General features: G+C 49.9%; 15 protein-coding genes. 9 read left to right on the top strand and 6 right to left on the bottom strand.

Translation table 11 applies throughout. The features are described from left to right. The first annotated feature begins 24 nt into the window (after nt 1-24). The 3 genes from ACY0JR_RS19250 to ACY0JR_RS19240 all read left to right on the top strand — a co-directional run bounded on the left by ACY0JR_RS19250 (nt 25) and on the right by ACY0JR_RS19240 (nt 4,087). On the top strand, nt 25-621 hold the full coding sequence (locus tag ACY0JR_RS19250) for a redoxin domain-containing protein (protein WP_462635794.1): 597 nt from the start codon (nt 25-27) through the stop codon (nt 619-621). Nucleotides 622-1,040: 419 nt separating this feature from the next. Continuing rightward, a complete protein-coding gene (locus tag ACY0JR_RS19245) occupies nt 1,041-1,685 on the top strand; it encodes an O-methyltransferase (protein WP_462635793.1) in 645 nt (214 codons plus the stop codon). Nucleotides 1,686-1,891: 206 nt separating this feature from the next. Then, complete coding sequence (locus ACY0JR_RS19240) at nt 1,892-4,087, top strand: LysM peptidoglycan-binding domain-containing protein (protein WP_462635792.1); 2,196 nt, start codon at nt 1,892-1,894, stop codon at nt 4,085-4,087. Between the two features lie 328 nt (nt 4,088-4,415). On the opposite strand, the gene ACY0JR_RS19235 is transcribed toward ACY0JR_RS19240, so the two are convergent. Continuing rightward, nucleotides 4,416-5,768, bottom strand: coding sequence for an MFS transporter (locus ACY0JR_RS19235; protein ID WP_462635791.1), 1,353 nt, complete (start codon nt 5,766-5,768; stop codon nt 4,416-4,418). A 421-nt stretch (nt 5,769-6,189) separates the two neighbouring features. Further along, nucleotides 6,190-6,501, bottom strand: coding sequence for a DUF3817 domain-containing protein (locus ACY0JR_RS19230; RefSeq protein WP_462635790.1), 312 nt, complete (start codon nt 6,499-6,501; stop codon nt 6,190-6,192). A 280-nt stretch (nt 6,502-6,781) separates the two neighbouring features. On the opposite strand from ACY0JR_RS19230, the gene dnaE reads away from it, so the two are divergent. Beyond that, nucleotides 6,782-10,417 (top strand): DNA polymerase III subunit alpha, encoded by a 3,636-nt coding sequence (dnaE, locus tag ACY0JR_RS19225; protein ID WP_462635789.1) that lies wholly within the window; start codon nt 6,782-6,784, stop codon nt 10,415-10,417. 56 nt (nt 10,418-10,473) lie between these two features. Here dnaE and ACY0JR_RS19220 read toward each other — a convergent pair whose 3' ends face one another. Beyond that, nucleotides 10,474-11,553: a DUF3644 domain-containing protein gene (locus ACY0JR_RS19220; RefSeq protein WP_462635788.1), complete on the bottom strand. Its 1,080-nt coding sequence runs from the start codon at nt 11,551-11,553 to the stop codon at nt 10,474-10,476. A 106-nt stretch (nt 11,554-11,659) separates the two neighbouring features. On the opposite strand from ACY0JR_RS19220, the gene ACY0JR_RS19215 reads away from it, so the two are divergent. Both ACY0JR_RS19215 and trxA read left to right on the top strand, forming a co-directional pair. After that, nucleotides 11,660-12,388, top strand: coding sequence for a hypothetical protein (locus ACY0JR_RS19215; protein ID WP_462635787.1), 729 nt, complete (start codon nt 11,660-11,662; stop codon nt 12,386-12,388). Between the two features lie 275 nt (nt 12,389-12,663). Continuing rightward, on the top strand, nt 12,664-12,990 hold the full coding sequence (gene trxA, locus ACY0JR_RS19210; protein ID WP_149089150.1) for a thioredoxin: 327 nt from the start codon (nt 12,664-12,666) through the stop codon (nt 12,988-12,990). Between the two features lie 121 nt (nt 12,991-13,111). Here trxA and ACY0JR_RS19205 read toward each other — a convergent pair whose 3' ends face one another. After that, on the bottom strand, nt 13,112-15,040 hold the full coding sequence (locus ACY0JR_RS19205; protein ID WP_462635786.1) for a hypothetical protein: 1,929 nt from the start codon (nt 15,038-15,040) through the stop codon (nt 13,112-13,114). A gap of 166 nt (nt 15,041-15,206) precedes the next feature. On the opposite strand from ACY0JR_RS19205, the gene ACY0JR_RS19200 reads away from it, so the two are divergent. Continuing rightward, on the top strand, nt 15,207-16,838 hold the full coding sequence (locus ACY0JR_RS19200; protein ID WP_462635785.1) for a hypothetical protein: 1,632 nt from the start codon (nt 15,207-15,209) through the stop codon (nt 16,836-16,838). Between the two features lie 131 nt (nt 16,839-16,969). Here ACY0JR_RS19200 and ACY0JR_RS19195 read toward each other — a convergent pair whose 3' ends face one another. Next, nucleotides 16,970-17,539, bottom strand: coding sequence for a hypothetical protein (locus tag ACY0JR_RS19195; protein ID WP_462635784.1), 570 nt, complete (start codon nt 17,537-17,539; stop codon nt 16,970-16,972). A 79-nt stretch (nt 17,540-17,618) separates the two neighbouring features. Between ACY0JR_RS19195 and ACY0JR_RS19190 the strand changes: the two genes are divergently transcribed. Next, the gene (locus ACY0JR_RS19190; RefSeq protein WP_462635783.1) at nt 17,619-18,149 is read left to right on the top strand and encodes a DUF4385 domain-containing protein; all 531 of its coding nucleotides are present in this window, start codon (nt 17,619-17,621) and stop codon (nt 18,147-18,149) included. 85 nt (nt 18,150-18,234) lie between these two features. Here the strand turns inward: ACY0JR_RS19190 and ACY0JR_RS19185 are convergent, their stop codons facing one another. Continuing rightward, complete coding sequence (locus tag ACY0JR_RS19185; protein ID WP_462635782.1) at nt 18,235-20,457, bottom strand: protein-disulfide reductase DsbD family protein; 2,223 nt, start codon at nt 20,455-20,457, stop codon at nt 18,235-18,237. A gap of 216 nt (nt 20,458-20,673) precedes the next feature. Here ACY0JR_RS19185 and ACY0JR_RS19180 point away from each other — a divergent pair, with 216 nt between their 5' ends. Further along, a complete protein-coding gene (locus ACY0JR_RS19180; protein WP_462635781.1) occupies nt 20,674-21,984 on the top strand; it encodes a hemolysin family protein in 1,311 nt (436 codons plus the stop codon). Nucleotides 21,985-21,991 lie beyond the last annotated feature (7 nt).

Here is a 21,991-nt window from a genome sequence, read left to right as displayed (position 1 = left end):
AACCGATTTTTAGAATTCCTCTATATGAAACAATCTTTTACATTCTTGCTGACGCTGTTTTTAACAAGTGTCGCTTTTGCCCAGACCGGTGGTTACCGCATTGGCGCCAAAGTAGACAACTTCACCCTCAAAAATGCCCAGAACCAAGCCGTGGAGCTATCTAGCTTCCAGGATGCGCCCGTGCTAGTGGTCGTTTTCACCAGTGTGAGTTGCCCCTACGCCAAGCTGTACGAGAACCGCCTCCTTACTCTTTCCCAGACGTATACCGGCAAAGGCGTTCAGTTTGTGTACGTGAACACCAACATAGGCCTGGAAGAAGGCAGCCAAACCGACAAAGCCCAGCCCGACCGCCCCAGCCTGGCAAAATTCCCGTACCTGGTAGACGATGGCCAGCAACTCAGCAAACGATTCGGCGCTACCAAAGCCCCCGAGGTTTTCGTGCTCCAGAACTCATCTGACGGTTTCTACCTCCGCTACAAAGGCGCCATAGACGATAATCCGCAAGCGGAGAACTACGTGAAACAACGCCACTTAGCCGGAGCGTTAGATGCCTTGTTAGCCGGAAGGTCAATAGCGAATGCGGAGCAACGCGCCACGGGTTGTCTGATTAAGCGGTTTTAGAAAGGCTTTGTTTTAGCGGTCATTTTAGGAAAATAGGCAGAAAAAGAAGGGAAAACCTGTCGTTTCAATGGGAGGATTTTTCTATGGCGCGGAAGTTACTTCCGTGCCTTGCAAGAAAGTCGCGGAAGTAACTTCCGCGCCATAGGAGCTATAGAAAGCCTATCTGAATCAGCAAAGCTAGTTTGAGGCTTTCGCCTCACGGAAGTTGCAAGCTTCCGACATTTTAGGTCCAAGTTGAAAACTTGAACCATGTTTTTTAGTGTTTGATTCAGCCCATTTTTATGGATTAAGATGGGTGGCGTTTTCAAGCGTATTCCCTAAAAACAGACCCAAAACCATCCTCCTAAACTCCGCTGCATTACCTTTGCCCAAGAATCATTTCCACATCTTCAAATTTCCACATCACCAAATCTAAACAGATGGACTTCCTGGACCCAGACCTGAATGCCTACGCCGAGGCGCATACGTCGCCGGAGACGCCGCTGCTGCACCGGCTTAACCGCGAGACGCACCTGAACGTGATGAAGCCGCGCATGCTTTCGGGGCACTTGCAGGGGCGCACGTTGGCTATGTTTTCGCAGATGCTTCGGCCGCGCCGAATTTTGGAGGTTGGCACGTACACGGGTTATTCAGCGCTTTGCTTGGCCGAAGGGTTGGCAGAAGATGGCGTGCTGCACACCATTGACGTGAATGATGAGTTGGAAGACATGGTACGCGGTTACATTGTAGAGGCTGGCTTGGAGCAGAAGATTCAACTGCACATTGGGCAGGCGGCCGAGGTGATTCCTACACTCCAAGAGCAATGGGACCTGGTGTTCATTGACGCCGACAAGAAAAGCAACGGGCTTTACTATGACATGGTCATAGACCATGTGCGGCCCGGCGGGTTCATCTTGACGGATAATGTGCTCTGGAGCGGCAAGGTAGTAGAAAAATTCAGGCCCAAGCTGGACAAAGACACTGAGCTGGTGCTAGACTTCAACCGAAAGGTGCACGAAGACCCCCGGGTAGAAAACCTGCTGCTGCCCATTAGAGACGGCATTCTGGTGGCCCGTAAAAAGTAATCCACAACTTGTGGACAAGCCCGTGGAAAAGCGGGTGGATAAATTTTACCGCCCCTCTACTTCCTTTAGCCCCTCAAAATCACCTACTTTGTAGCAAAACCTATTGCTACAACCCTTTACATCATAGCAACTTAGCTATATGTAATTCCAGTTTTACAAGAGCATAGCGTTTCTACTATTCTTTTACCAATTTCCCCGATAAACAGATGAAGAAATCTTTATCGCTCCTGTTACTCAGCCTGTTGTGCTTGGTAGCGCAAGCCCAGAGCCCCGTAGTTCCCAACAATATTTACTTCGCAGACATCCACCTCCAGATACGGGAAGACGCCCAAACCGACATCCAGAAACTGGTAGATGCGCTCCTCAAGCACCCCGGCTATTTCCAGAAAAAGGTAGAATTAGCAGATGCCTATTTCCCGTTTGTGGAGCAGACGCTGAAACAGGAAGGCGTACCTACAGATTTCAAATACCTGGTATTGCAGGAAAGTGGCCTGGTGTCTGATGCCGTGTCATCGTCTAATGCCGTGGGTTTCTGGCAGTTCAAAGAAGCATCGGCCACCGAACTGGGCGTGAAAGTGAACTCGCAGGTAGATGAGCGCAAGCACATTATTGAGTCCAGCCGTGGGGCCGCCAGATACATGCTGCGCAGCAACGCCTATTATAAAAACTGGTTCAACACCCTGCTTTCGTATTACCAAGGCCTGAACGGCACCAAAGCCCTGACCAAAACGTCAGACATTGGGGCGAAGAAAATGGAGGTAACTAGCCAGACAAACAAGTACCTTCTCACGTTTCTGGCGCACAAAGTAGCCTATGAAAACGCCATCGGGAAAAACCCCAACCCTACCATTACTTTGCAGCCTGTAAAAGCCACGCCGGGCCAAACCTTAACAGAAATCGCGATGGCGGCCCAGGCCGATGCGGCCGAAGTGGAGCGCTACAACAAATGGCTCATGGCCTCTACCGTGCCTTCTGACAAGGAATACACCGTAATGGTACCGTACGTTTCCGGAGCATCACGTCCGGTGCTGGCCAGTGCCGGACCGGTTAGAAACCAAACCAGTTCCGCTACCAGAACCAGAACTACCGCAGTTAGGTCTCAGGATAGCATAGGCAGAATCAAAGGTTTCTTCCAGACCCTTAAGGCGAAGCTGAACAACACGTACATGCCTGCCTCGGTGGTAGCGCAAGCCGGCGACACCAAGGATATGCTGGCCCTGAAGGGAAATATCTCTACCAGCAAGTTCCTGCGCGTGAACGACATGCAAGCCAATGATGTAATTGTACCCGGTCAGACCTATTACTTCCAAGGCAAGCTCAACAAAGCTAAAGACACCGAGTACCACGTAGCTCAACGGGGCGAAACCATGCACGCCATCTCCCAGAAGTATGCGGTTAAACTGAACAAACTCTTGTCTAAAAACCGCATGACCAAAACCGAGAGCCTGCAACCAGGCAGGGTAGTGTGGTTGCAGGAAACCAGACCTGCCAACATTGAGGTAGAAATCAGACCGTTGGAGGAAGAAGCGGCTCCGGTAGCTACAGAGGTCTTGGCTCAGAAACCAGTGTCTACTCCGGTAAAAACGCCTGCTACCCCTAAACAAGGCTCTATTAGCGTGGAAGTAGAAGACTCTGCGGCGGCACCATACGTGCGCAAAACGCCTCAGGGCGAAGCCACCACTACGTACCCAGCAAAGAACCCGGCCATCGCTGCAAAACCAGCTCCAGTGTTAGAGCGCAAAGCTCCCGATGAACCAGTAACTGGCACTATAAAAGCTCCGGCCACTACGGCTACCATGCCCATCCCGGCTTCTGGCAAACACGTGGTAGAAAAAGGTGAGACGTTGTACTCCATTACCAGAAAATATGGCATCGCCATGACAGACCTGTTGGCTTGGAATAACTTGGAGGTTGGTGCGCCGCTGCCTTTGGGCAAAGAACTCACTTTAACCGGAACAACTTCCGCGAACTCCAACCTTACCGTCAACACTACCGCCCCTGCTTCTACCACGTCTCCGGTCAAAACGGCGCCTGCGGTAGCAACAGCAGCTACTTCGGCCACGGAGCACACCGTTATGGCTGGTGAGACCTTATATGCTATCTCCCGCAAGTACGGCGTTTCGGTGCAAGACCTGCAGACCTGGAACGAACTGGGCACCGGCTCTATCGCCATCGGACAGACACTGATTGTATCTGCTCCAACGGCAACTACTCAGCCTGAAACCACTACTGCTGCGCCTGCTTCCACTGAAACCGTTACCCACAAAGTTTCCGCTGGCGAATCCATGTATGCCATTTCCCGCAAGTACGGCGTCACCATCCAGCAGATTATGGAATGGAACAACAAAGCAGATCACAACGTGAGCATCGGCGAAAACTTGGTTATCAAACCAAAGCAATAAGCTTTCATCTTCTTTCAAACAGAGAGAGCCGACTTTTGAGTCGGCTCTCTCTGTTTATAACCACCCAGCCCTTTGGGCACCCCTCCTAAATTAGGAGGGGAGTTTTGTTATTTACGCTATACCGTTTGCTCAAAAGACCTCGTAGCGTCTCGAATACCTGCAAGTAGTGTCTGTGCCAATTGCCTCTAAACACCCTCTTTTCTATGGCGCGGAAGTTACTTCCGTGCCTTATGAGCAAAAGCCACGGAAGTAACTTCCGCGCCATAGGAGAATAAAGCAAAATGGCTTTCACGCTTTTCAACCTAACTTTCCGAAAACCAACCCATAATCACATCTTCCCTCCTTCCGGCGGAGAAGTCATTTGGGAAGCGGTTTGCAGACCGTTAGCTATTTCGGGCAGAATGCCTAAACGTTGGTATATGGGCCGGACTAATTGCCGGGACCGGGGCAGACTCAGGATAAATGGCACAATGCTCAGCAGGCAGATGATGCCGCAGCCCAGCAGGGTGTAAGCGACGCCTATGCGTTCGGCGAGCCAACCGGCCAAGAGGCTTCCAATAGGGGCCATTCCCATGAAAGCCATGGAGTAAAAGCTCATCACGCGGCCGCGTTTGTCATCGTCTACAATGGTCTGGAGCAGTGTGTTGCTGGAAGCCATGCGCAAAATCATGCCCAGGCCCACCACAAAAATACTGACCATGGCCAGCAGCATGTTGGTAGAAATAGCGAATGCCATCAGTCCCACGCCAAACAAAACCGAGGCCCATACAATGACTCTGGCCAGTCCCAACACTGTCTTACGGGAGGCCAGGTATAGCGCGCCCAGCAAAGCGCCCACGCCAGAGGCACCCATGAGCAAGCCCAGGGTACTGGCATCGCCGTGCAGCACGTCACGGGCAATGGCGGGCATAAGCACGGTAAACGGCATCCCGAAGAGGCTGAGGGTAGCTATCAGAATCAGGATATCACGGATGGGCGCAAACCCGAAGGCGTACCGGAACCCTTCGCCCAAGGATTTCAGCACCTGGGCATTCTGAATCTTTCGCTCCATTTTCGGTAAACGCATGAAGAGCAGGGAAGCCAACACGGCCAGGTAGCTGATGGCGTTAATCAGGAAGCACATTCCCTCGCCTACCGCGGCAATAATTCCACCCGCTACAGAGGGGCCCACCAAACGGGCCATGTTGAACATAGAGGAGTTCAGGGCGATGGCATTGCTCATATCTTCCCGTTTCTCAACCAATTGCACCACAAAAGATTGCCGGGCACTCATGTCAAAGGCATTCACAATACCGGCAAAGACTCCCAGCGCCATGATGTAGGTGATAGAGATAGTATCTGTGAGCACCAGCGTGGCCAGGGTACTGGCTTCCACCAAAAACAGGAACTGTGTAATCAGGAGCACTCGGTGACGGTTGTATCGGTCAGAAATTACCCCGGCATAGGGGGCCAGCAGAAAGGACGGAATCTGGTTCGCAAAACTGACCATCCCCAGCAGGAAAACCGAATCGGTGAGGCGGTACACCAACCAGCTCATAGCCACCTGCTGCATCCAGGTACCAATGAGGGAAACGCTTTGCCCCATGAAAAACAGGCGGTAGTTGCGGTATTTCAGGGCCCGGAACATGTCGCCCAAGCGCGATGGTTTATCGGTATTATTGGAGGAAAGAGTATCTGCCATTGGTTCACAGCCCTTTTAGGCCGAAAATGTGTACGTGCAGTACCCACTCTAATGTTCAGTTTTCTTCTTTGTGGCCATATTCAGCATCTTAGGTTTAGAGGCTGTTTTCTCAAAAATTGTCCAAAAACCCTTGGCCTTGCTCGTGTAAGTAATTGGACAGCAATAACAATATCTTCTTCTCTCTTTGTCATCCTGAAAGGATCTCGGTGGCGAACTAGAAAAGCTATAAATAAACGCCTTTGCCGTTCGCCACCGAGATCCTTTCAGGATGACAAAATAGATAGTTTATTTTGTCCTGCTACTTATTTCTCCAAGATTGAATGGTTATCGCCGCAATCTACGTCTAGGCGAAAATGTATAAGTGACGAACCCATATAAAACATTTCGGGCCTGTTTATGAGAAAACAGGCCCGAAACAGAATTATTTGGCTTGCGGTTGATCGTGGGCTATTTTCTTGTCCAGAATAAACGTCCCGAACGGGATAAGTGAGGCGATGAAAGCCAGCACTACTTTCAGGAAAGACCAGCGGTACTGCACCCACACCTGCAAGAGCAAGCCTATGAAAAGCACAAAGAGTACGCCATGCGCCCAACCCACGTATTTCACTGGTTCAGGGATGCCGGCCATGTATTTCAGGGGCATGGCAATCAGTAACAACACTAGGTAAGAGATTCCTTCCAAAATGGCAATCAGCCGGAAACGGCCCAAAGAGGTATTTAAGGGTAAACTCATAACAGACTTAGTATAAGAAAGCACAAAGGTACAGCGTAGGTGCTGAAACCCAAGGCCATTACCCAACTCGGCGTAAGAAGGCGCTCCCAAAAAGTAGCTCCTAAGCCAAAGAACCCGCAAATCTGTTTTCGGCCTGATGTTCAGAAAACAAGCCCAAAACCCTTCTACAAACCACATTTTTCCTGGCCAAAATCCGGGCAAAAACCCGTATCTTCGTAGTCCGTTTCGGGTCCTTTTTCAACGCAGGACCCAAGACTCAGAACTCTAGACTCTTTACGCCGTGCCAGATTTTTCCCACCTCCATACCCACACCCAGTACTCCTTGCTAGACGGGGCTGCCAGCATTGGCGCGCTCATGAAAAAGGCTTCCGCCGATGGCATGAAAGCCATTGCCATGACCGACCACGGCAACATGTTTGGGGCGTTTAACTTTGTGGCCGAGGCCAACAAGTACAACGTGAAACCCATTGTGGGCTGCGAGTTTTATTTAGTGGCCGACCGGCACCAGAAAACTTTCTCCAAGGAGCAGAAAGACGTGCGCCACCACCAGTTGCTTCTGGCCAAAGACCAGGAAGGTTATCAGAACCTGGCCAAGCTCTGCTCCTACTCTTACATTGACGGTCTTTACAGCAAGTGGCCCCGCATTGACAAGGAGCTTTTGATGAAGTACTCCAAAGGCCTCATCGCTACTTCCTGCTGTATTGGTGCCGAGCTGCCGCAAGCCATTCTCTGGAAAGGCGAGGAAGAAGCGGAGAAACTGCTCAAGTGGTGGCTGGATTTATTTGGCGAAGATTACTACATCGAGATTCAGCGGCACGGCCTCATGAACATTGATGGCACCGGCTTGAGCCAGGAAGACGTAAATCAGGTGCTTCTCAGATTTGCCATCAAATACAACGTGAAGGTCATCTGTACTAATGACTCCCACTATGTGGAGCAGTCTGACTGGAACGCACACGACATTCTGCTATGCGTGAATACCGGTGAGCAGGAAACTGTGCCTGTGGGCGATTTCCAGACGCAGTACTTCCGGATGATGTCGGGTAGCGGCGAGGTGATTTATGATACGTTAAACAACATTCGGAACACCTACGGGCACGACGAGAACGTGCGCCGCATGCTCTACCGCATTGAGGAAGAGCAGCAGAAACCACGTCCGCAAGACCGTTTCGGGTTCCCCAACGACCAGTTCTACTTCAAGAACCAGGCAGAGATGAACCAGTTGTTCTCTGATGTGCCGTTTGCCGTGGATAACACCAACGAGATCGTAGACAAGATCACGCCGCCTAAACTGCAGCGCGATATCCTGTTGCCTAACTTCCCGCTTCCTCCGGAGCACCCTACCGCCGACTTGTTTTTACGCCACTTAACCTTTGAAGGTGCCAAGAAACGCTATATTGAGATCACCCCCGAGGTAGAGGAACGCCTGAACTATGAGTTGGGCATTATTGAAACCATGGGCTTTGCCGGGTACTTCCTCATCACCCAGGATTTCATCAACAAAGGCCGCAGCATGGGGGTGGCCGTGGGGCCGGGCCGTGGTTCGGCAGCAGGTTCTGCCGTGGCCTACTGCGTGGGAATTACCAACATTGACCCGATTAAATATTCGCTTCTGTTTGAGCGTTTCCTGAATCCTGAGCGGGTATCCATGCCCGATATTGATATTGACTTTGATGACGTGAACCGCCAGCGCGTAATTGACTACGTGGTAGACAAGTACGGCAAAACGCAGGTGGCCCAGATCATCACCTTCGGTACCATGGCCGCCAAATCATCTATCAAAGACGTGGCCCGCGTGCTGGATTTACCTTTATCCGAGGCGAACGAACTGGCCAAAATGGTTCCGGAAGCCCCGGGCACCACGCTGGCCAAAGCTTTCATTGAATCGCCGGAACTAGCCGCTATTAGAGACGGAAATGATTTAAAGGCCAGAACCCTAAAACTAGCTGAAAAGCTGGAAGGCTCGGTTCGGAACACTGGTATTCACGCGGCGGGTGTGATCATCGCGCCAGATGACATCACCAACTACATTCCGGTGTCTACCTCCAAAGACTCTGACCTGCTAGTGACGCAATTTGACGGAAAGGTGATTGAAAGTGCGGGCATGTTGAAGATGGACTTCTTGGGCCTCAAAACCCTATCCATTCTGAAAGATGCCATGGCGCTTATCAAGCGGAATCACGGCGTAGAGATTGACATCGACAACATTCCACTGGACGATGAAAAGACGTACGCCCTCTACCAGCGCGGCGACACCATCGGGACGTTCCAGTTTGAGTCTGAGGGCATGCGCATGTACCTCAAAGACCTGAAGCCCACCAACATTGAAGACCTGATTGCCATGAACGCCTTGTACCGTCCGGGCCCGATGCAGTTCATCCCGAACTTCATTAACCGGAAGCAGGGCAAGGAAGAAGTGGAATACCCGCACATCCTGTTGGAGCCGCTCCTGAAAAACACCTACGGTATCATGGTGTATCAGGAGCAGATTATGCAGACGGCGCAGGTACTGGCGGGCTACTCCCTGGGTGGCGCCGACTTGCTGCGCCGCGCGATGGGTAAGAAGGACATGAAGAAAATGGCCTTGGAGCGCGAGAAATTCGTGGCCGGTGCCAAGGAGATTCATAACATTCCGGCCAAGCATGCTTCTGAGGTGTTTGACGTGATGGAGAAATTCGCGCAGTACGGCTTCAACCGCTCGCACTCCGCGGCTTACTCCGTAGTGGCCTACCAGACCGGTTACCTCAAGGCGCATTACCCAGCCGAGTACATGGCCGCCGTGCTCACTCACAACATGAACGACATCAAGAAGGTGACGTTCTTTATTGAGGAAGCGCGCAAGCAGCAAATTCAGGTATTAGGGCCAGACGTGAACGAATCCATCCACCAGTTCAACGTGAACCAGCAGGGGCAAATCCGTTTCGGGATGGGGGCTGTGAAAGGAACCGGCGAGGCCGCCGTGGAAGCCATTATTGAAGAGCGCGAAAAGAACGGCAACTATACTGATATCTTTGACTTCGCGAAACGCGTTAACCTGCGCGCCGTGAACAAGAAGACCTTTGAAAGCCTTGCCCAGGCCGGAGCCTTTGACTCGTTTGAACGCTACCACCGCGCCCAATATTTAGAGACACCCGAAGGCGAAAGCATCAATCTGATTGAAAAGGCCGTTCGCTTCGGGAACCAGTTCCAGGCGGAGAAGAACGCCGCTCAGCAATCATTGTTTGGCGGTGGCGGTGCCGTAGACATGCCGTTGCCCAAAGTACCGGACGTACAGCCCTGGACTTTGACCGAGATGCTACGCCGCGAGAAAGAAGTAATCGGTTTCTACCTCTCTGGCCACCCGCTAGACCAGTTCAAGCTGGAGATTGACTCCTACTGCACGTGCAGCCTTGATAGGATTGAGGAGTTTAAAGGGCGTGACGTGAACGTGGCCGGTATCATCAGCAACGTGGTCATGCGCACGGGCAAGAATGGCAACCCGTTCCTGCTCTTCTCTTTAGAAGACTATGACAACACCATGGGGCTAGCTTTGTTTGGAGAGGATTTCGTGAAGTTCTCGCCGTACGTGAAAGAAGGCATGTATTTGTTCATCCGGGCCAAAGTGACACTCCGGTACAAATCTGAAGACCAGTGGGAATTGAAGCCGCTTTCCATGCAGTTACTGAGCGACGTGGCTGAGAAAATGGCCAAAGGCGTGCGCATGGATATCGACATCCGCAACATCAACGCTATGCTCATTGATAGGCTGGAGGAAGCCGCCATCAACAGCCCCGGCCAGAAGAAGCTGGAGTTGGTTTTAACCGAACCGGGAGAACGTTTGGCCGTGGAGTTGTTCTCCCGCCGTTACCGCATTGACCCTAAAGCGTTCTTGCAGAACGTGAAAGACTTGGAGGTAGCGACTTGTCAGTTGATATAACTAGAAAAAAGTAGCACGAAGAAGCCCCACCCTAATTTGTTAGGTGGGGCTTTTTGCTATGCAGCTACTGTAGATGCTTTCTCATTACCCTGTATAGGTTCAGGATAGATATCTATTAACTCCTGATAAATTAAATCGCTATAAAGCTTCATAAATCCTCCAGCAGGCTTTAAAGGATTATTAGGTCTCCTTAGACAAATATTAGGGCTAACTTCCAACCGAGCCATCACTTTATGGAAATCAGCATTCTGCTTTACATGGGGCAATCTTACTTTTAAGAAGCTTTGAATATCCCTGTAAGTAAGATTAAATCCAGCTTGAATCATTTCTTCTTCATCGATTCTTATTACAGATGCATTAGAATCATTACTAATCTTTATAGCGCCTTCAACAGGGCGGATAATCTTTAATGTAGTTTCATTGCTCCTAGAATTGTCAATACCTATAATAGTATCTGCTGTCTTCGCGTTTTTTACACTTATTAGGGCAACATTGAATTGCACCAAAACAGAATCAGCTATACCAATATTCGATAAACGTTCAGCAGCATCGTTTATACTCTTTAAAAACTTCCTGACCTCTATAGATGCACCAAAACTTGCCGATGAAGTAGCTAAAAAGTCATCAGGAGCAAAAGGCTTTTGATATCCTAATGGCATTATGCCCAATTGGTCTCCTGCTAATAACTCTCTATTGAAGTGCTGTCTTAAGAAAATTGCAAATTGTTTAACACACTCCGCTTGCAAAGCGAACAACATTGCATCTAGTGGCTCACCATAGAAGTGAACAGCTTTACATCTATATTCATAAAGAACTTTGAGATTCTCTACTACTGTACTAAATGACAATCCAATGCTATTCCTTACAGCTTCAAGACAATGTTTAAAGTCCTTACTTGTGCCATCTGTATTAAATACTTTAACCTTCCTTTTGTATAAAAAAGATTTAAGTACCTTTTCCCAAGCTGCTATTGAGAGTTCTGCTACAATTTCATACCTATTAGGGCAGAAAGGTTTATTTTGGCACTCAATTGCAAGATTCATGTGAGCGATAGCACTATCCATTAGTGTCCTAGCAACTGGAGACTTTCTTCTTTGTCTTTTTATTAACTGGCAATCCTCACTAGCAGCTTTCATAAGGAGTTGATTATAAATTTATTACTTCATCAAATATACACAATTAGATACTACTAACATGATTTTGTATTGAAATAATGCTAAATCATTACTAATTACTCGATAGATGCATCTCACCCCCACTCCAAAGAACATCCTTGCTTTTCTGGCCCTCTTGTTTATCTGTCATGAACTGCATGAACTGATTCATATACTAGTAGGCCATCTTATGTGCGGCTGCTGGGGAGAAAGGGACTTTGTGGGTCGGAAGATTTGCCAGGCTTGCCCTCCTTCGGTGAATACGGTGTGGATTACCCTAGCTGGGGCGCTTCTTTCTTATGGGCTTATGTGGGTGGGCTATTTTTTGATGGCTGCGAAAAGGCCAATTCGGCAACAGGTAATAGGACTGGCTTTGTTATTCGCCAACCAGCCCTTTGCCCGTATTTTGCCAGTGCTGGACCGTGAGGGCGATGAATCTGTGGTGACGCGAGACATCATCGACATGAACACCATGACCATCTTGTCATGGAGTACTGAGATAGTACTTGTGCTCCTATTAACAATTTCGGTGCTCATACGGGCCTGGCGGCTGTTACATCCAGAGCTCAAGCTATTCGTATTTGCCAGCTTCTTAGCAGTGCCTTTGCTGGCTGAGACTCTGCTCATGAACAAATTCGCGAACGGGCTTCTTCAGGTAGGTTTCTTGTCGGGGAGCGGACTCTTGGGCAGCCCTGTGCTGGTAAATGTCTGGAATGGGTGCTGGCTGCTGGTGTTGCTTTCTACGTTCCGGCACATACCTACGCTTCTTAGCCCCACAGAAACGGAGTTTCCATCTGCCAAAGAGGCATCTGTTTAAGGAGCGTTTCTAGACTGGAAAGCCCTCAATGGTGGTTTGAAGTACCGTCATTCTGTCATTTCTGCTTCTTTCTTCCTCAGCCCCAACCTTTTCCTTATGAATCAGTAGATATACTACGTTTTTAGCTTATTTTCTACAAGGTGGCTCCTAAACGGTATCCTGAAGGATAGTGACAAACCTGGCACAAATGCGTTAGTTTTACTGTTCAAAAGGAGTTGGTTCTATTTTTGAACTGCGTCTTTCATCATTTTTGATACTTATACAAACAGACAATTATGGCACATAAAGCAATCGAGATCACCGATGCCAATTTCGAGGAGATCATCAATTCAGATAAACCGGTTCTGGTAGACTTTTGGGCAGAGTGGTGCGGTCCTTGCCGCATGGTAGGCCCGGTAGTAGAAGAACTGGCCGGCGACTATGAAGGCCGCGTGGTAGTAGGAAAAGTAGACGTAGACGCCAATCCGCAGACTTCTGCCAAGTTTGGTATCCGTAGCATTCCAACTCTGTTGGTTTTCAAAAACGGACAAGTGGTAGACAAGCAAGTAGGCGCTGTTCCTAAGAACGTGTTGGCCCAGAAACTAGAAGGTCAGTTAGCGTAAGCATCACCTGCTTTGATATAACGAAGAAAGCCGCTCCTGCTCAGGGGCGGCTTTCTTGCTTTCGGGCTATTTTCTGCAAAACGGATCGAAAAGAGGTCATGAGGTTTTCTCAAGAAGCTTTCTACTCGCAGCCGCAAAGTTTTTTTTCAGCGGTACAGATATCGGCGTAGCCTTGTTCCAGGCGGCGCAGGTAACCACTCAGGCGCTGGTTATGCTCTTTTACCGCGTCCAGCTTCATTTCTTTGGGCGGAGCTTTGTACAGAGTATCCAATTCAGAAAGGTGTTTTTTCAGCTCCTCCTTTTTCTCGTACAGACGTTGCGCGTACTCGGGTAAGGCATCTGCCGGATAGTGGGTTTTGAAGGTGTTTTCAACACATTCGTCCTGTTTCAGGTAGACCAGAATCTGGCGTTCTACCTGCTGGTTTAAATCCTGTAAACGGTTCTTCTCCTTTTCCAGTTGTTGCTCTTCCAGGCGTTGATTAAACTGGCGGGCGGCTTGTTTCACCTCTTCGCGGCAACTGCGGCATTTGGTAGTGTTGGCTTTTTCCAGCAGTGTATTTCTAAAGGAGATGTTTTCTTCGGAAGGCGGCAGGTCGCGCAGGCGCGAGACTTCTTTGGCGTACACATCATTGTAAAGCGTAGACTCCAAACGGTTCAGGTGGCGGTAAAGCCCCTCGCCTTCCAGGGTGCTAGCCAGAAACTCGGGGTTTGGGAGTTCCACGGAGTACAGTTTGTTCAGGTATTGCTCGCGCTGGGCCACGGTGTAAGTTTTGGCTTGTTCTTGGTCCAGGTCCAGCAGGGTGTTCACCATTTCTTTGCCGTTTTTCAGATTGTAGTCAGATTCCAGGTAGCTGTCGGCGTTGGCCAGAATGGAGTTGTACTCGTTTTTGAAAACCCGCTGGTACGTATAGTTACGAGAAAACTCGCGGTCGCGCTGGTAGGCCAAGGTTTTCAGGCGTTTGTAGTCCTGCACCACGGTAAAGAGCGTTTTGGCGTTCGCCTCGGGGCTGTTGTTTTTGTAGTTGAGCCGGTAGTTGTTCAGATTTTGCTTTAAATCACCGAAATTGCGCAGAAACTCCACAAACAGTTTTTCCTGCTTGTAGGCGTCATCGGTGACCAGACCGGCGGTATAGGCTTGTTCAATGCGTACGCGGCGTTTCTCAATGGTTTCTGAGGTAATATCGCTGCCCGAAAGCGCATCCATCTTGTAGAGCGATTTATAATTGGCCACCACCAGCACCGGATAATCTTTGTAGTTCAAGGCCGTCTCTAGTTTCTGCCGCTCAAAACCCATGGGATTGTTGCTCAGCATATCAGTAAGCTTGGGGGTACGTAAAGCGGGCAGTTTCACGAAAGCAGGCACAAACACGTACACTCGTACGGAGTGCAGCCGGGTATCAAAATTCTGCCCTTCGTACAACCTGATGGTAGAGCTGAACTTGTATTCCTTGCGTTGGGCGGCGTTTCTGATGAGATTCCCGAACTCGCCCACCAAAGAAAGCATGGCGGCCTGCGGGGTCATGAGCTTGGAAATATTGGTGAGTTGGTTTGCGATGATATTGAAAAAGACCTCGCGGCTGTCTGAAGTGAAGAGCTTCGCCTCCACGGTAGCGTCTATGTTGCGCTCATCGGCATCCAGCGGAAGTTTGTCAATAATTCTAATGGATTCAATGTTATCTGAGATAAGCGTGGAATAGTTCTTCTTGTCACTTGCCCCTTGCAGGGCGAAATTGTACAACGGATACACCACCGGTTCCTGCCCAAAAAGCTTCGCATTTTTAAGCTGCGCCGATATAAACAAGGACTCTAAATTTATATAATCGCGCCGACGGGCTTTGGTGGTACCCTGCTCCATTTCATTGATCACCTTGGAGAACTGCCCCGCATTGAGCAGGTACATATCGGTGGTCAGGTACTGCCATTCATCTGTGAACTCAAACTTATCTAAGTAATTGTACGCCAAACGGGTCTGAATCATGTCCTGGGCTTGGCTGGAAAAGGCGCACAGCAGCAGAACAAACAGTAATGAGCGGGTAAGGCTTGACTTCATGAAGGCACTTAATTTAAATTTCACTTCTTGGAATAACGCAAGTTCAGCACTAACGCATTTGCAGTTGCACAAAGTTCGCTTCAAATTTAACCAATCCCAAAATTTGAACAGTTGCTTTGTGTATTCTTTCTCCCGACCTTCCCTCTTTTAAAGGAAAATCAAACCTGTGCACCTTATTTTTAACCTTCTTCCCCGCACCTTCTCGGCTCCGCGCTTCTGGTTGCTGGCAGTTCTTGGCTTTACCCTGCTGTACTTTTTTCTGGAGCACGAAGGCTTTTACTTCGGGGACGACTACTCCTATAGCCTCTATGCGCACCAACTGCTGCACGGCGGCTTCCATTTTGATGATTACTCGTTCTGCCACCGGTTTATGGTGTTTGTGCCCACTGCCCTGTTCTATTGGCTCTGGGGCATGAATGTGTACACCACCACACTTTGGCCGCTTCTGTGTACGCTGGGCACCTTGCTCCTGCTGTATGGCACGTTCTGGAAGGAACATCCGGTGGCTACTTCCTGGGCATTGGTACTATTGGGTTTGTACTACTTTCAGCTGAATACTGTCAATTACCTGTACCCAGACAATATTCTGCTATTCTTCACTACGGCTTGCCTGTTAGTGCTGTACAAAGCCAGAACTCCACTGCCTTCTGCTACCGCCCAAGTTTTCTGGGGAATTGCATTTGCTACTCTGAACATGCTGGCCTTTCTCACCAAAGAAACCATTGTCTATACCGTCCCCTTTTACCTATGCCTTTTCGTGTACCACCTGCTGCGGAAGGAGAATCTGCGGTTTTGGGTAGCGGCTGGTATAGCTGGTGTTCTGCTGTTGGCGGGCTATTTTCTGCTCTACAAAATTTTCTCCGGCGATGCCCTGCAACGGCTTCATGACATAAAGGCTACCAATACCGCTGAAACGAAGCAGGCCTACTTAGATAGCAGAGCGGCCACGTTGCTCCCCCGGCTTACCTATGAACCGCTCTTGTTTTTTGTGGCCTCGGGCTTGGCCATTCCGCTGGCTTTTGCTGCCCTTTCTGGCTTCAACGCCTCTAAACTCCGGCTCTTTTCTTTGCACCGGCCGCACAGCTTTTGGGCTGTGGCGCTGTTCAGTATGTTAGCCGTTATCTGGTTTGGGACCGCTACAGTTGACTTCTACAAACCCATGCCGCTCCTGCCCCGCATGTTTCACCCGTTGCTGCCTACTTTCTGCATCACAGCTGGCTTAGCGGTGGAAAAAAGCTGGCAAAACCGAAGCACTTTCCTTTTCCTGACGCTGCTTTTTGCCGTTTGTGCTTCCCTAGCGAAGGATGATTTATGGGTGATGTACACGCCCCTGGCCGTTTTCTTCCTGGGTTTAGTGCTCTGGAACAAACCCTGGCCGCAGTGGCTGGGCTTAATGGCAGTAGCAGCGGTGCTCTGCATAAGACCAACTTACTTCATCCTTAAACCGACGGTTTCTTACTATTTTGAACAGAAGCAGATAGTGGACCAGCACCTTCATCACCCCAAGGGACAGTACGTAGTGCTCCTAGATTCCATCATGTTAGGCAGACACCCCTATTTCTATGGATTTGACGTGCCCAAAAATTATTCTTTCCAAAAGTATTCTGCCTACCCCAACAACACGTCTGCAGCAGCCGATACGGTTTTTCTGCTCATTAACAACGGCGTGCTGGAACATCCTGAACTGATGATGAAAGAACGGGAAAAAGACATTCTGCCACTGTTTCCATCTGCTGAACTACGCAACCAGAAAGGCAAAGTGAAGCTCTTCGTTCTTCCCAAAGACAGTCTCCAATAAAACAGAAGAGGCCGGAATCATTTCCGGCCTCTTCTGTTAAAAACAAGCTTAAAACAGCCATTCTATAGCTTAATTCACCCTAATCTAAATTCCAAATTAGCACATCAGCACATTAAAAAATCAGCACATTATTACTGACCCGCCTGTTCTTTCTTGATGCGTTGGTAATCTTTCAGGTCGGCTCTGTTTTCCAGGGCTACATATTCGGCTTGCAAGGCTTTGATTTTAGTGGCATGCCGAAGAATGATGTCATCATGCAGGGTTCTCTCGCGCTCGTTCAGGCGTTTGTAGATAGCATTGGCATAGTCCCAGTCTTCTGAAGTCCAGACGTCTTTCCGGTTACGGACTTGCTGCAGGAAATACACGTAAGCGTCGCGCAGACTATCGGCGGAAACCTGGGAGAGAGTTCTGTACTCGCCTAGCAGCTCGCGCTCCATCTGGGCTTGTTTGCCAGCCGTGGTGCCCCGGGCCTCCCGCTCTTTGCGTTCGGCCCGCTGACGGGCCAAGGCTCTACCCGCTTCTTTGAGTTCGTCTCTGGTTTTGGCAGCGGCCTCAGAGGCTTTTTCGTCTAGTTTGTCTAATTTATCGGCTACGGCTTCTTCCCGCTGGCGGGGCGTAGTGTCACAGGAAGAAACCAAGAGCGCTACCACCGCCAAAGGAAGCAGCACCCCACGTATAGAAAACTGATTTGCTCGTTTCATAGTAAAAAAGGCTTGTAAACACCTCCCATACGCAAGCTAAGAAAGATTGGGTGCTTTCCCGTACTCCGTATAAATCACCATGGCAAAAAACGGCTTCAATTACTCCCTGGATTTCAAAACCACTGATTTCAGGCAGCATCCAGAACTGTACCGCGTGGGCATAGGCGAACAAGGAGTGCTGCTGGTGGAACCGTACAAAAGCGAGATTCTGCCGCACTGGCGGTTCAAAAACGTGGAGGTAGCCCAAGAATCAGCAGACAAAATTTACGTTTTATTTGAGGAATACCTGGCGCAACAAGATTTTGTGGGGGCCGACATGGCGCGTAAATTTCTGCAGATGGGCTTTACCCGCGCCCGCCGCTACGCCAACCACAAAGGCGGCAAAAAGTACCAGAATTCCCCGGAGGTAAACAACGAAGAACTGCCTTATCCCTATTCCTCAGGCAGCGCGAACAAAGGCAACGAAGTTCTTCCGCAAGAGGCAGATGCGTTAACCAATGAGAAAGCGCAGGCGGCGGCTATCTTCAAAGAATATTGGTTCAAAGCCAAAGACCATTCTGAGTACCTAAGGCAGAAACAGCAGTTTAGGGACAGGTATTATGAGCCGTAGCGTTTAGAAGCGGTTTGCCAGAAAACAGCCCTAAAACAGAAAAGCCCCGGCTAAACCGAGGCTTCTATTTATATGCGTAGTTTTCCTACTGCACCTGCTGTTTCGCTTTGTACGCTGCTACGCCCGCATCTAAGAACTTGATGAAATTCTGCACGTTGGGCTCATACGCAATAGGCGTTACCAGGGAGTTCTCATTGGCATCCATGAGCACGTAGTACGGCTGCGCGTTAACGTTGAACTTGGTAATCTGGTAATCGGCGTACTTCTTGCCGATAGTAGTTTTCTGCTTCCCGTCATATTTGCTGGTGAAATGCTCATTTTGAGGAAGTTCTGTTTTGTCATCAACATACAAAGCAGCAATAATGAAATTCTCCTTTAGGCGCTTCAGCACTTCGGGGTCTGACCAGACGTTGGCTTCCATCTCGCGGCAGTTCACACAACCGTGACCGGTAAAATCAATAAAAACAGGCTTACCTTGTTCCTGAGCGCATTTCTTGGCTTGCTCTAAATCATAATAGCCTTTCAGGCCATGAGGCATAGGTAAAAATTTATCGGCATATTTTGGGGTTTCGCATAAGGTAGAAGTAGCAGTTGCTGAACTTCCCCGATTCGTCATCAGGTCAAAGTCTAAGGTAGATTGAGGAGGTAAATACCCAGCCAAGGCTTTCAAGGGAGCACCGAATAAACCCGGGATCATATACACCACAAAAGAGAAAACGACTACCGCAAATAAGGTACGCGGCACACTCAGGTACGGCAAGTCTGAGTCATGGGAGAACTTCAGCTTGCCCAGCAGATAAAAGCCCATGAGCGTGAAAATCACAATCCAAAGCGCCAGGTAGATTTCGCGGTCCAGAATGCGCCAGTGGTACACCTGGTCGGCGATGCTCAGGAATTTAAGAGCCAGGGCGAGTTCAATAAAGCCCAGACACACTTTCACGGAGTTCAACCAGCCCCCTGACTTTGGCAGCGTGCTCAGCCAGTTAGGAAAGATAGCGAACATGGTAAACGGCAGCGCAAACGCCATGGAATAGGCGAACATGCCTGAGATGGGCTTCAAGGTCTCACCGCCCGCCGACATCACCAGCAAAGAACCCACAATGGGACCGGTGCAGGAAAAAGAAACCAACACCAGCGTTATCGCCATGAAAAATACGCCGTAGTAACCGCCTTTATCGGCTTGGGCATCGGCTTTGTTCACGAGCCAGTGCGGCAGGGTAATCTCAAACATGCCCAAAAACGACATAGCAAAGAGCAAAAACACCGCAAAAAACAACAAGTTAGGCAGCCAGTGGGTGCTCAAGAAATTGGCGACTTCGGGCCCGGCCAATTTGGCCACCAACGTACCAATGAGGGTGTAGAAAGCAATGATGGACAAGCCATAGACCAACGCCTTGACAATGCCTTTCATGCGGCTGGAGCTTCCGCCGGTAAAAAACGTCACCGTCATAGGAATCATAGGAAACACGCAGGGGGTGAGCAGGGCCACCAAGCCTGAGAGGAAAGCACCCAGCATAAACTCCCAAAGGCCAATGGGCGCAGCCGAAGTGGTTCCAGAAGACATACCGGCCAAAGCGCTCTGGGTTTGAGGTTGGGTGTTGATGTTTGCCTGTTTGCTATCCGTGGCCTCCGGAAAAGCTGTTACAGAAGCATCGGCGGTTAGCAAGGAGGTGTCTTCTGTTACGGCTACCGCCGAAGCAGAGATCGGCGCAGCCGAGGTGGCACTTGGGGCGGCCGGGTTTATGCCACTGGCTGTGGGTGCCGTTCCTCCCCCATTGTTGTTTCCCGTGCCGGGAGCCGGCGTGTTAGCCGGGGCAGTGCCGGGCAGCACTTTGATCTGGGTAAAGTTGAAATCACCTTCGCCGGGAATACACTGGCCGTTCACTTCAGAACACACCTGGTACTCATAACTTCCTTTCACCACCAGTGTGGGTTGCAGCACTTTAATCCGTTGCCGGAACTGGGCCGTTTTCACAAAATAGGTGTACTCGCCCCCCCAGGTATCGTCATACTTCTTCTTGGGGTTAACGGGTTTGATTTTGCCCACCAGTGCGTAAGAAGGGTGTTTCTGAAAGGTGAACGTGGTGACAATGGGCCCCAGGTCTGGGTCAAAGTCAGAAGAATACAGGTACCAGTCAGGGATGATTTTGGCGTTGAAGATAAGTTCTACCTCCTCGCCCACTTTCACCTCGCCCGCTGATACATCATGGCTCCAGGAAGAAGGTTTGAGTACCTGCGCTTGCACCGATAGCACGAAAAAGAACAAGGCCAGCAAAATTCCCCAGCCGCGTTTCAAAATTATTGTCATTGATTTTTTGCTTCTATATAAAGAGGGGCAAATTACTACAAATCCCTCGTAAACCCGAACATACCTAACCCACGCGGGTCCATTATGTTTTGTAACAGCTTACTTTCTCGCTTCGTTCACGTACAGGAAACGAGCCTGCACACTTTGATAGTGCCGATAAACAGTTAAATTTGATGCAAGCGATTCTTTCTAACCCCTGAGGAATCGCCTCCAACTATGATTCTCAACATCTTCCTCACCATTCTGCTGGTAGCCCTGAATGGTTTTTTTGTGGCCGCCGAGTTTGCCCTGGTAAAAGTACGGGCCTCCCAGATTGAGCTTCGGGCGCAGGCCGGAAATCAATTGGCCAAGATTGCCTACCACATGATTGGGCACCTGGATGCTTACCTTTCGGCTACTCAATTAGGAATTACGCTGGCTTCCCTGGGCTTGGGTTGGATTGGCGAAGGCGTGGTGTCAGAGATTATCATAGAGGCCATGCACGCGTTCGGTGCCGCCCCAGACCCGGTACTGGCCCACCAGATTGCGTTGCCGGTATCCTTTGCGGTCATTACCGTTTTACACATCGTTTTCGGGGAATTGGCCCCAAAATCACTGGCAATCCAACGGCCAGAAGCTACTACCCTGGCCGTGGCCGTTCCGCTGCGGATTGTGTATTACGTGTTACTGCCCTTCATCTGGATTCTGAACGGTTTTTCCAATTTCATCCTGAAACGGGTAGGCATTACGCCCATGCACGGCTCTGAAGTGCATACCGCCGAGGAACTTCGCCTGCTTTTTGAACAGAGTGCCGAGAGCGGCGAGATTGGCGGCAGCCAGCAGGAGCTGATTGAAAACGTGTTTGAGTTCAATGAGCGCATGGTCAAGCAGATCATGGTGCCCCGCACCAAGTTGGTGGCCCTGGACCTGGACGCTACCGAAGAGGAAATCTTTGAGGTGGTCTTCAACGAAGGCTACACCCGTATGCCCGTTTACCGCGACTCCATTGATAATATTGTGGGCATCCTGTACGTGAAAGACCTGCTGGTAGTCCTACGGGCTGGCGAACAGGTGAGCCTGGAGAAGCTTATGCGCCACCCCTACTTTGTGCCCGAAACCAAGAAAATAAGCCGTTTACTCAAAGATTTCCAGCGCAACCGCATGCATATAGCCGTGGTGTCAGATGAGTTTGGCGGCACCTCGGGCATTGTCACCATTGAAGACATCATTGAGGAACTGGTAGGCGAAATCCAAGACGAGTACGATGAGGAAGTACCGCTGGTAGAGAAAGTAGGCGACTTTCAATACAAAGTGGACACCTCGGCCTCCATCCTGGACGTGAACGATGATCTGCCCTACCCGCTGCCAGAAGGCGAGGACTACGAAACCGTAGGCGGTTACCTCAACATGATCTACGGCCGCATCCCTGAGATTGGCGAAACCGTGGTGCATGGCGTGTACGAATTCAAGATCCTGGAGAAAACCGAGCGCAACGTAGAATCTGTACTGCTCACCGTCACCGAAGACAAACGCGACGATATCTTGTAAGCTGTTT

Source organism: Rufibacter sp. JT3400010 (assembly GCF_054956755.1).
The sequence above is the reverse complement of the archived record's forward strand: the minus strand, read 5'-3'. Positions and strand labels throughout refer to the sequence as shown.

Coding starts and splice junctions, on each gene's coding strand:
- ACY0JR_RS19215 (WP_462635787.1), top strand. CDS start 11,660: ATGCATCTCACCCCCACTCCAAAGAACATCCTTGCTTTTCTGGCCCTC.
- ACY0JR_RS19180 (WP_462635781.1), top strand. CDS start 20,674: ATGATTCTCAACATCTTCCTCACCATTCTGCTGGTAGCCCTGAATGGT.
- ACY0JR_RS19190 (WP_462635783.1), top strand. CDS start 17,619: ATGGCAAAAAACGGCTTCAATTACTCCCTGGATTTCAAAACCACTGAT.
- ACY0JR_RS19195 (WP_462635784.1), bottom strand. CDS start 17,539: ATGAAACGAGCAAATCAGTTTTCTATACGTGGGGTGCTGCTTCCTTTG.
- ACY0JR_RS19240 (WP_462635792.1), top strand. CDS start 1,892: ATGAAGAAATCTTTATCGCTCCTGTTACTCAGCCTGTTGTGCTTGGTA.
- ACY0JR_RS19220 (WP_462635788.1), bottom strand. CDS start 11,553: ATGAAAGCTGCTAGTGAGGATTGCCAGTTAATAAAAAGACAAAGAAGA.
- ACY0JR_RS19185 (WP_462635782.1), bottom strand. CDS start 20,457: ATGACAATAATTTTGAAACGCGGCTGGGGAATTTTGCTGGCCTTGTTC.
- ACY0JR_RS19235 (WP_462635791.1), bottom strand. CDS start 5,768: ATGGCAGATACTCTTTCCTCCAATAATACCGATAAACCATCGCGCTTG.
- ACY0JR_RS19205 (WP_462635786.1), bottom strand. CDS start 15,040: ATGAAGTCAAGCCTTACCCGCTCATTACTGTTTGTTCTGCTGCTGTGC.
- ACY0JR_RS19230 (WP_462635790.1), bottom strand. CDS start 6,501: ATGAGTTTACCCTTAAATACCTCTTTGGGCCGTTTCCGGCTGATTGCC.
- ACY0JR_RS19245 (WP_462635793.1), top strand. CDS start 1,041: ATGGACTTCCTGGACCCAGACCTGAATGCCTACGCCGAGGCGCATACG.
- ACY0JR_RS19250 (WP_462635794.1), top strand. CDS start 25: ATGAAACAATCTTTTACATTCTTGCTGACGCTGTTTTTAACAAGTGTC.
- trxA (WP_149089150.1), top strand. CDS start 12,664: ATGGCACATAAAGCAATCGAGATCACCGATGCCAATTTCGAGGAGATC.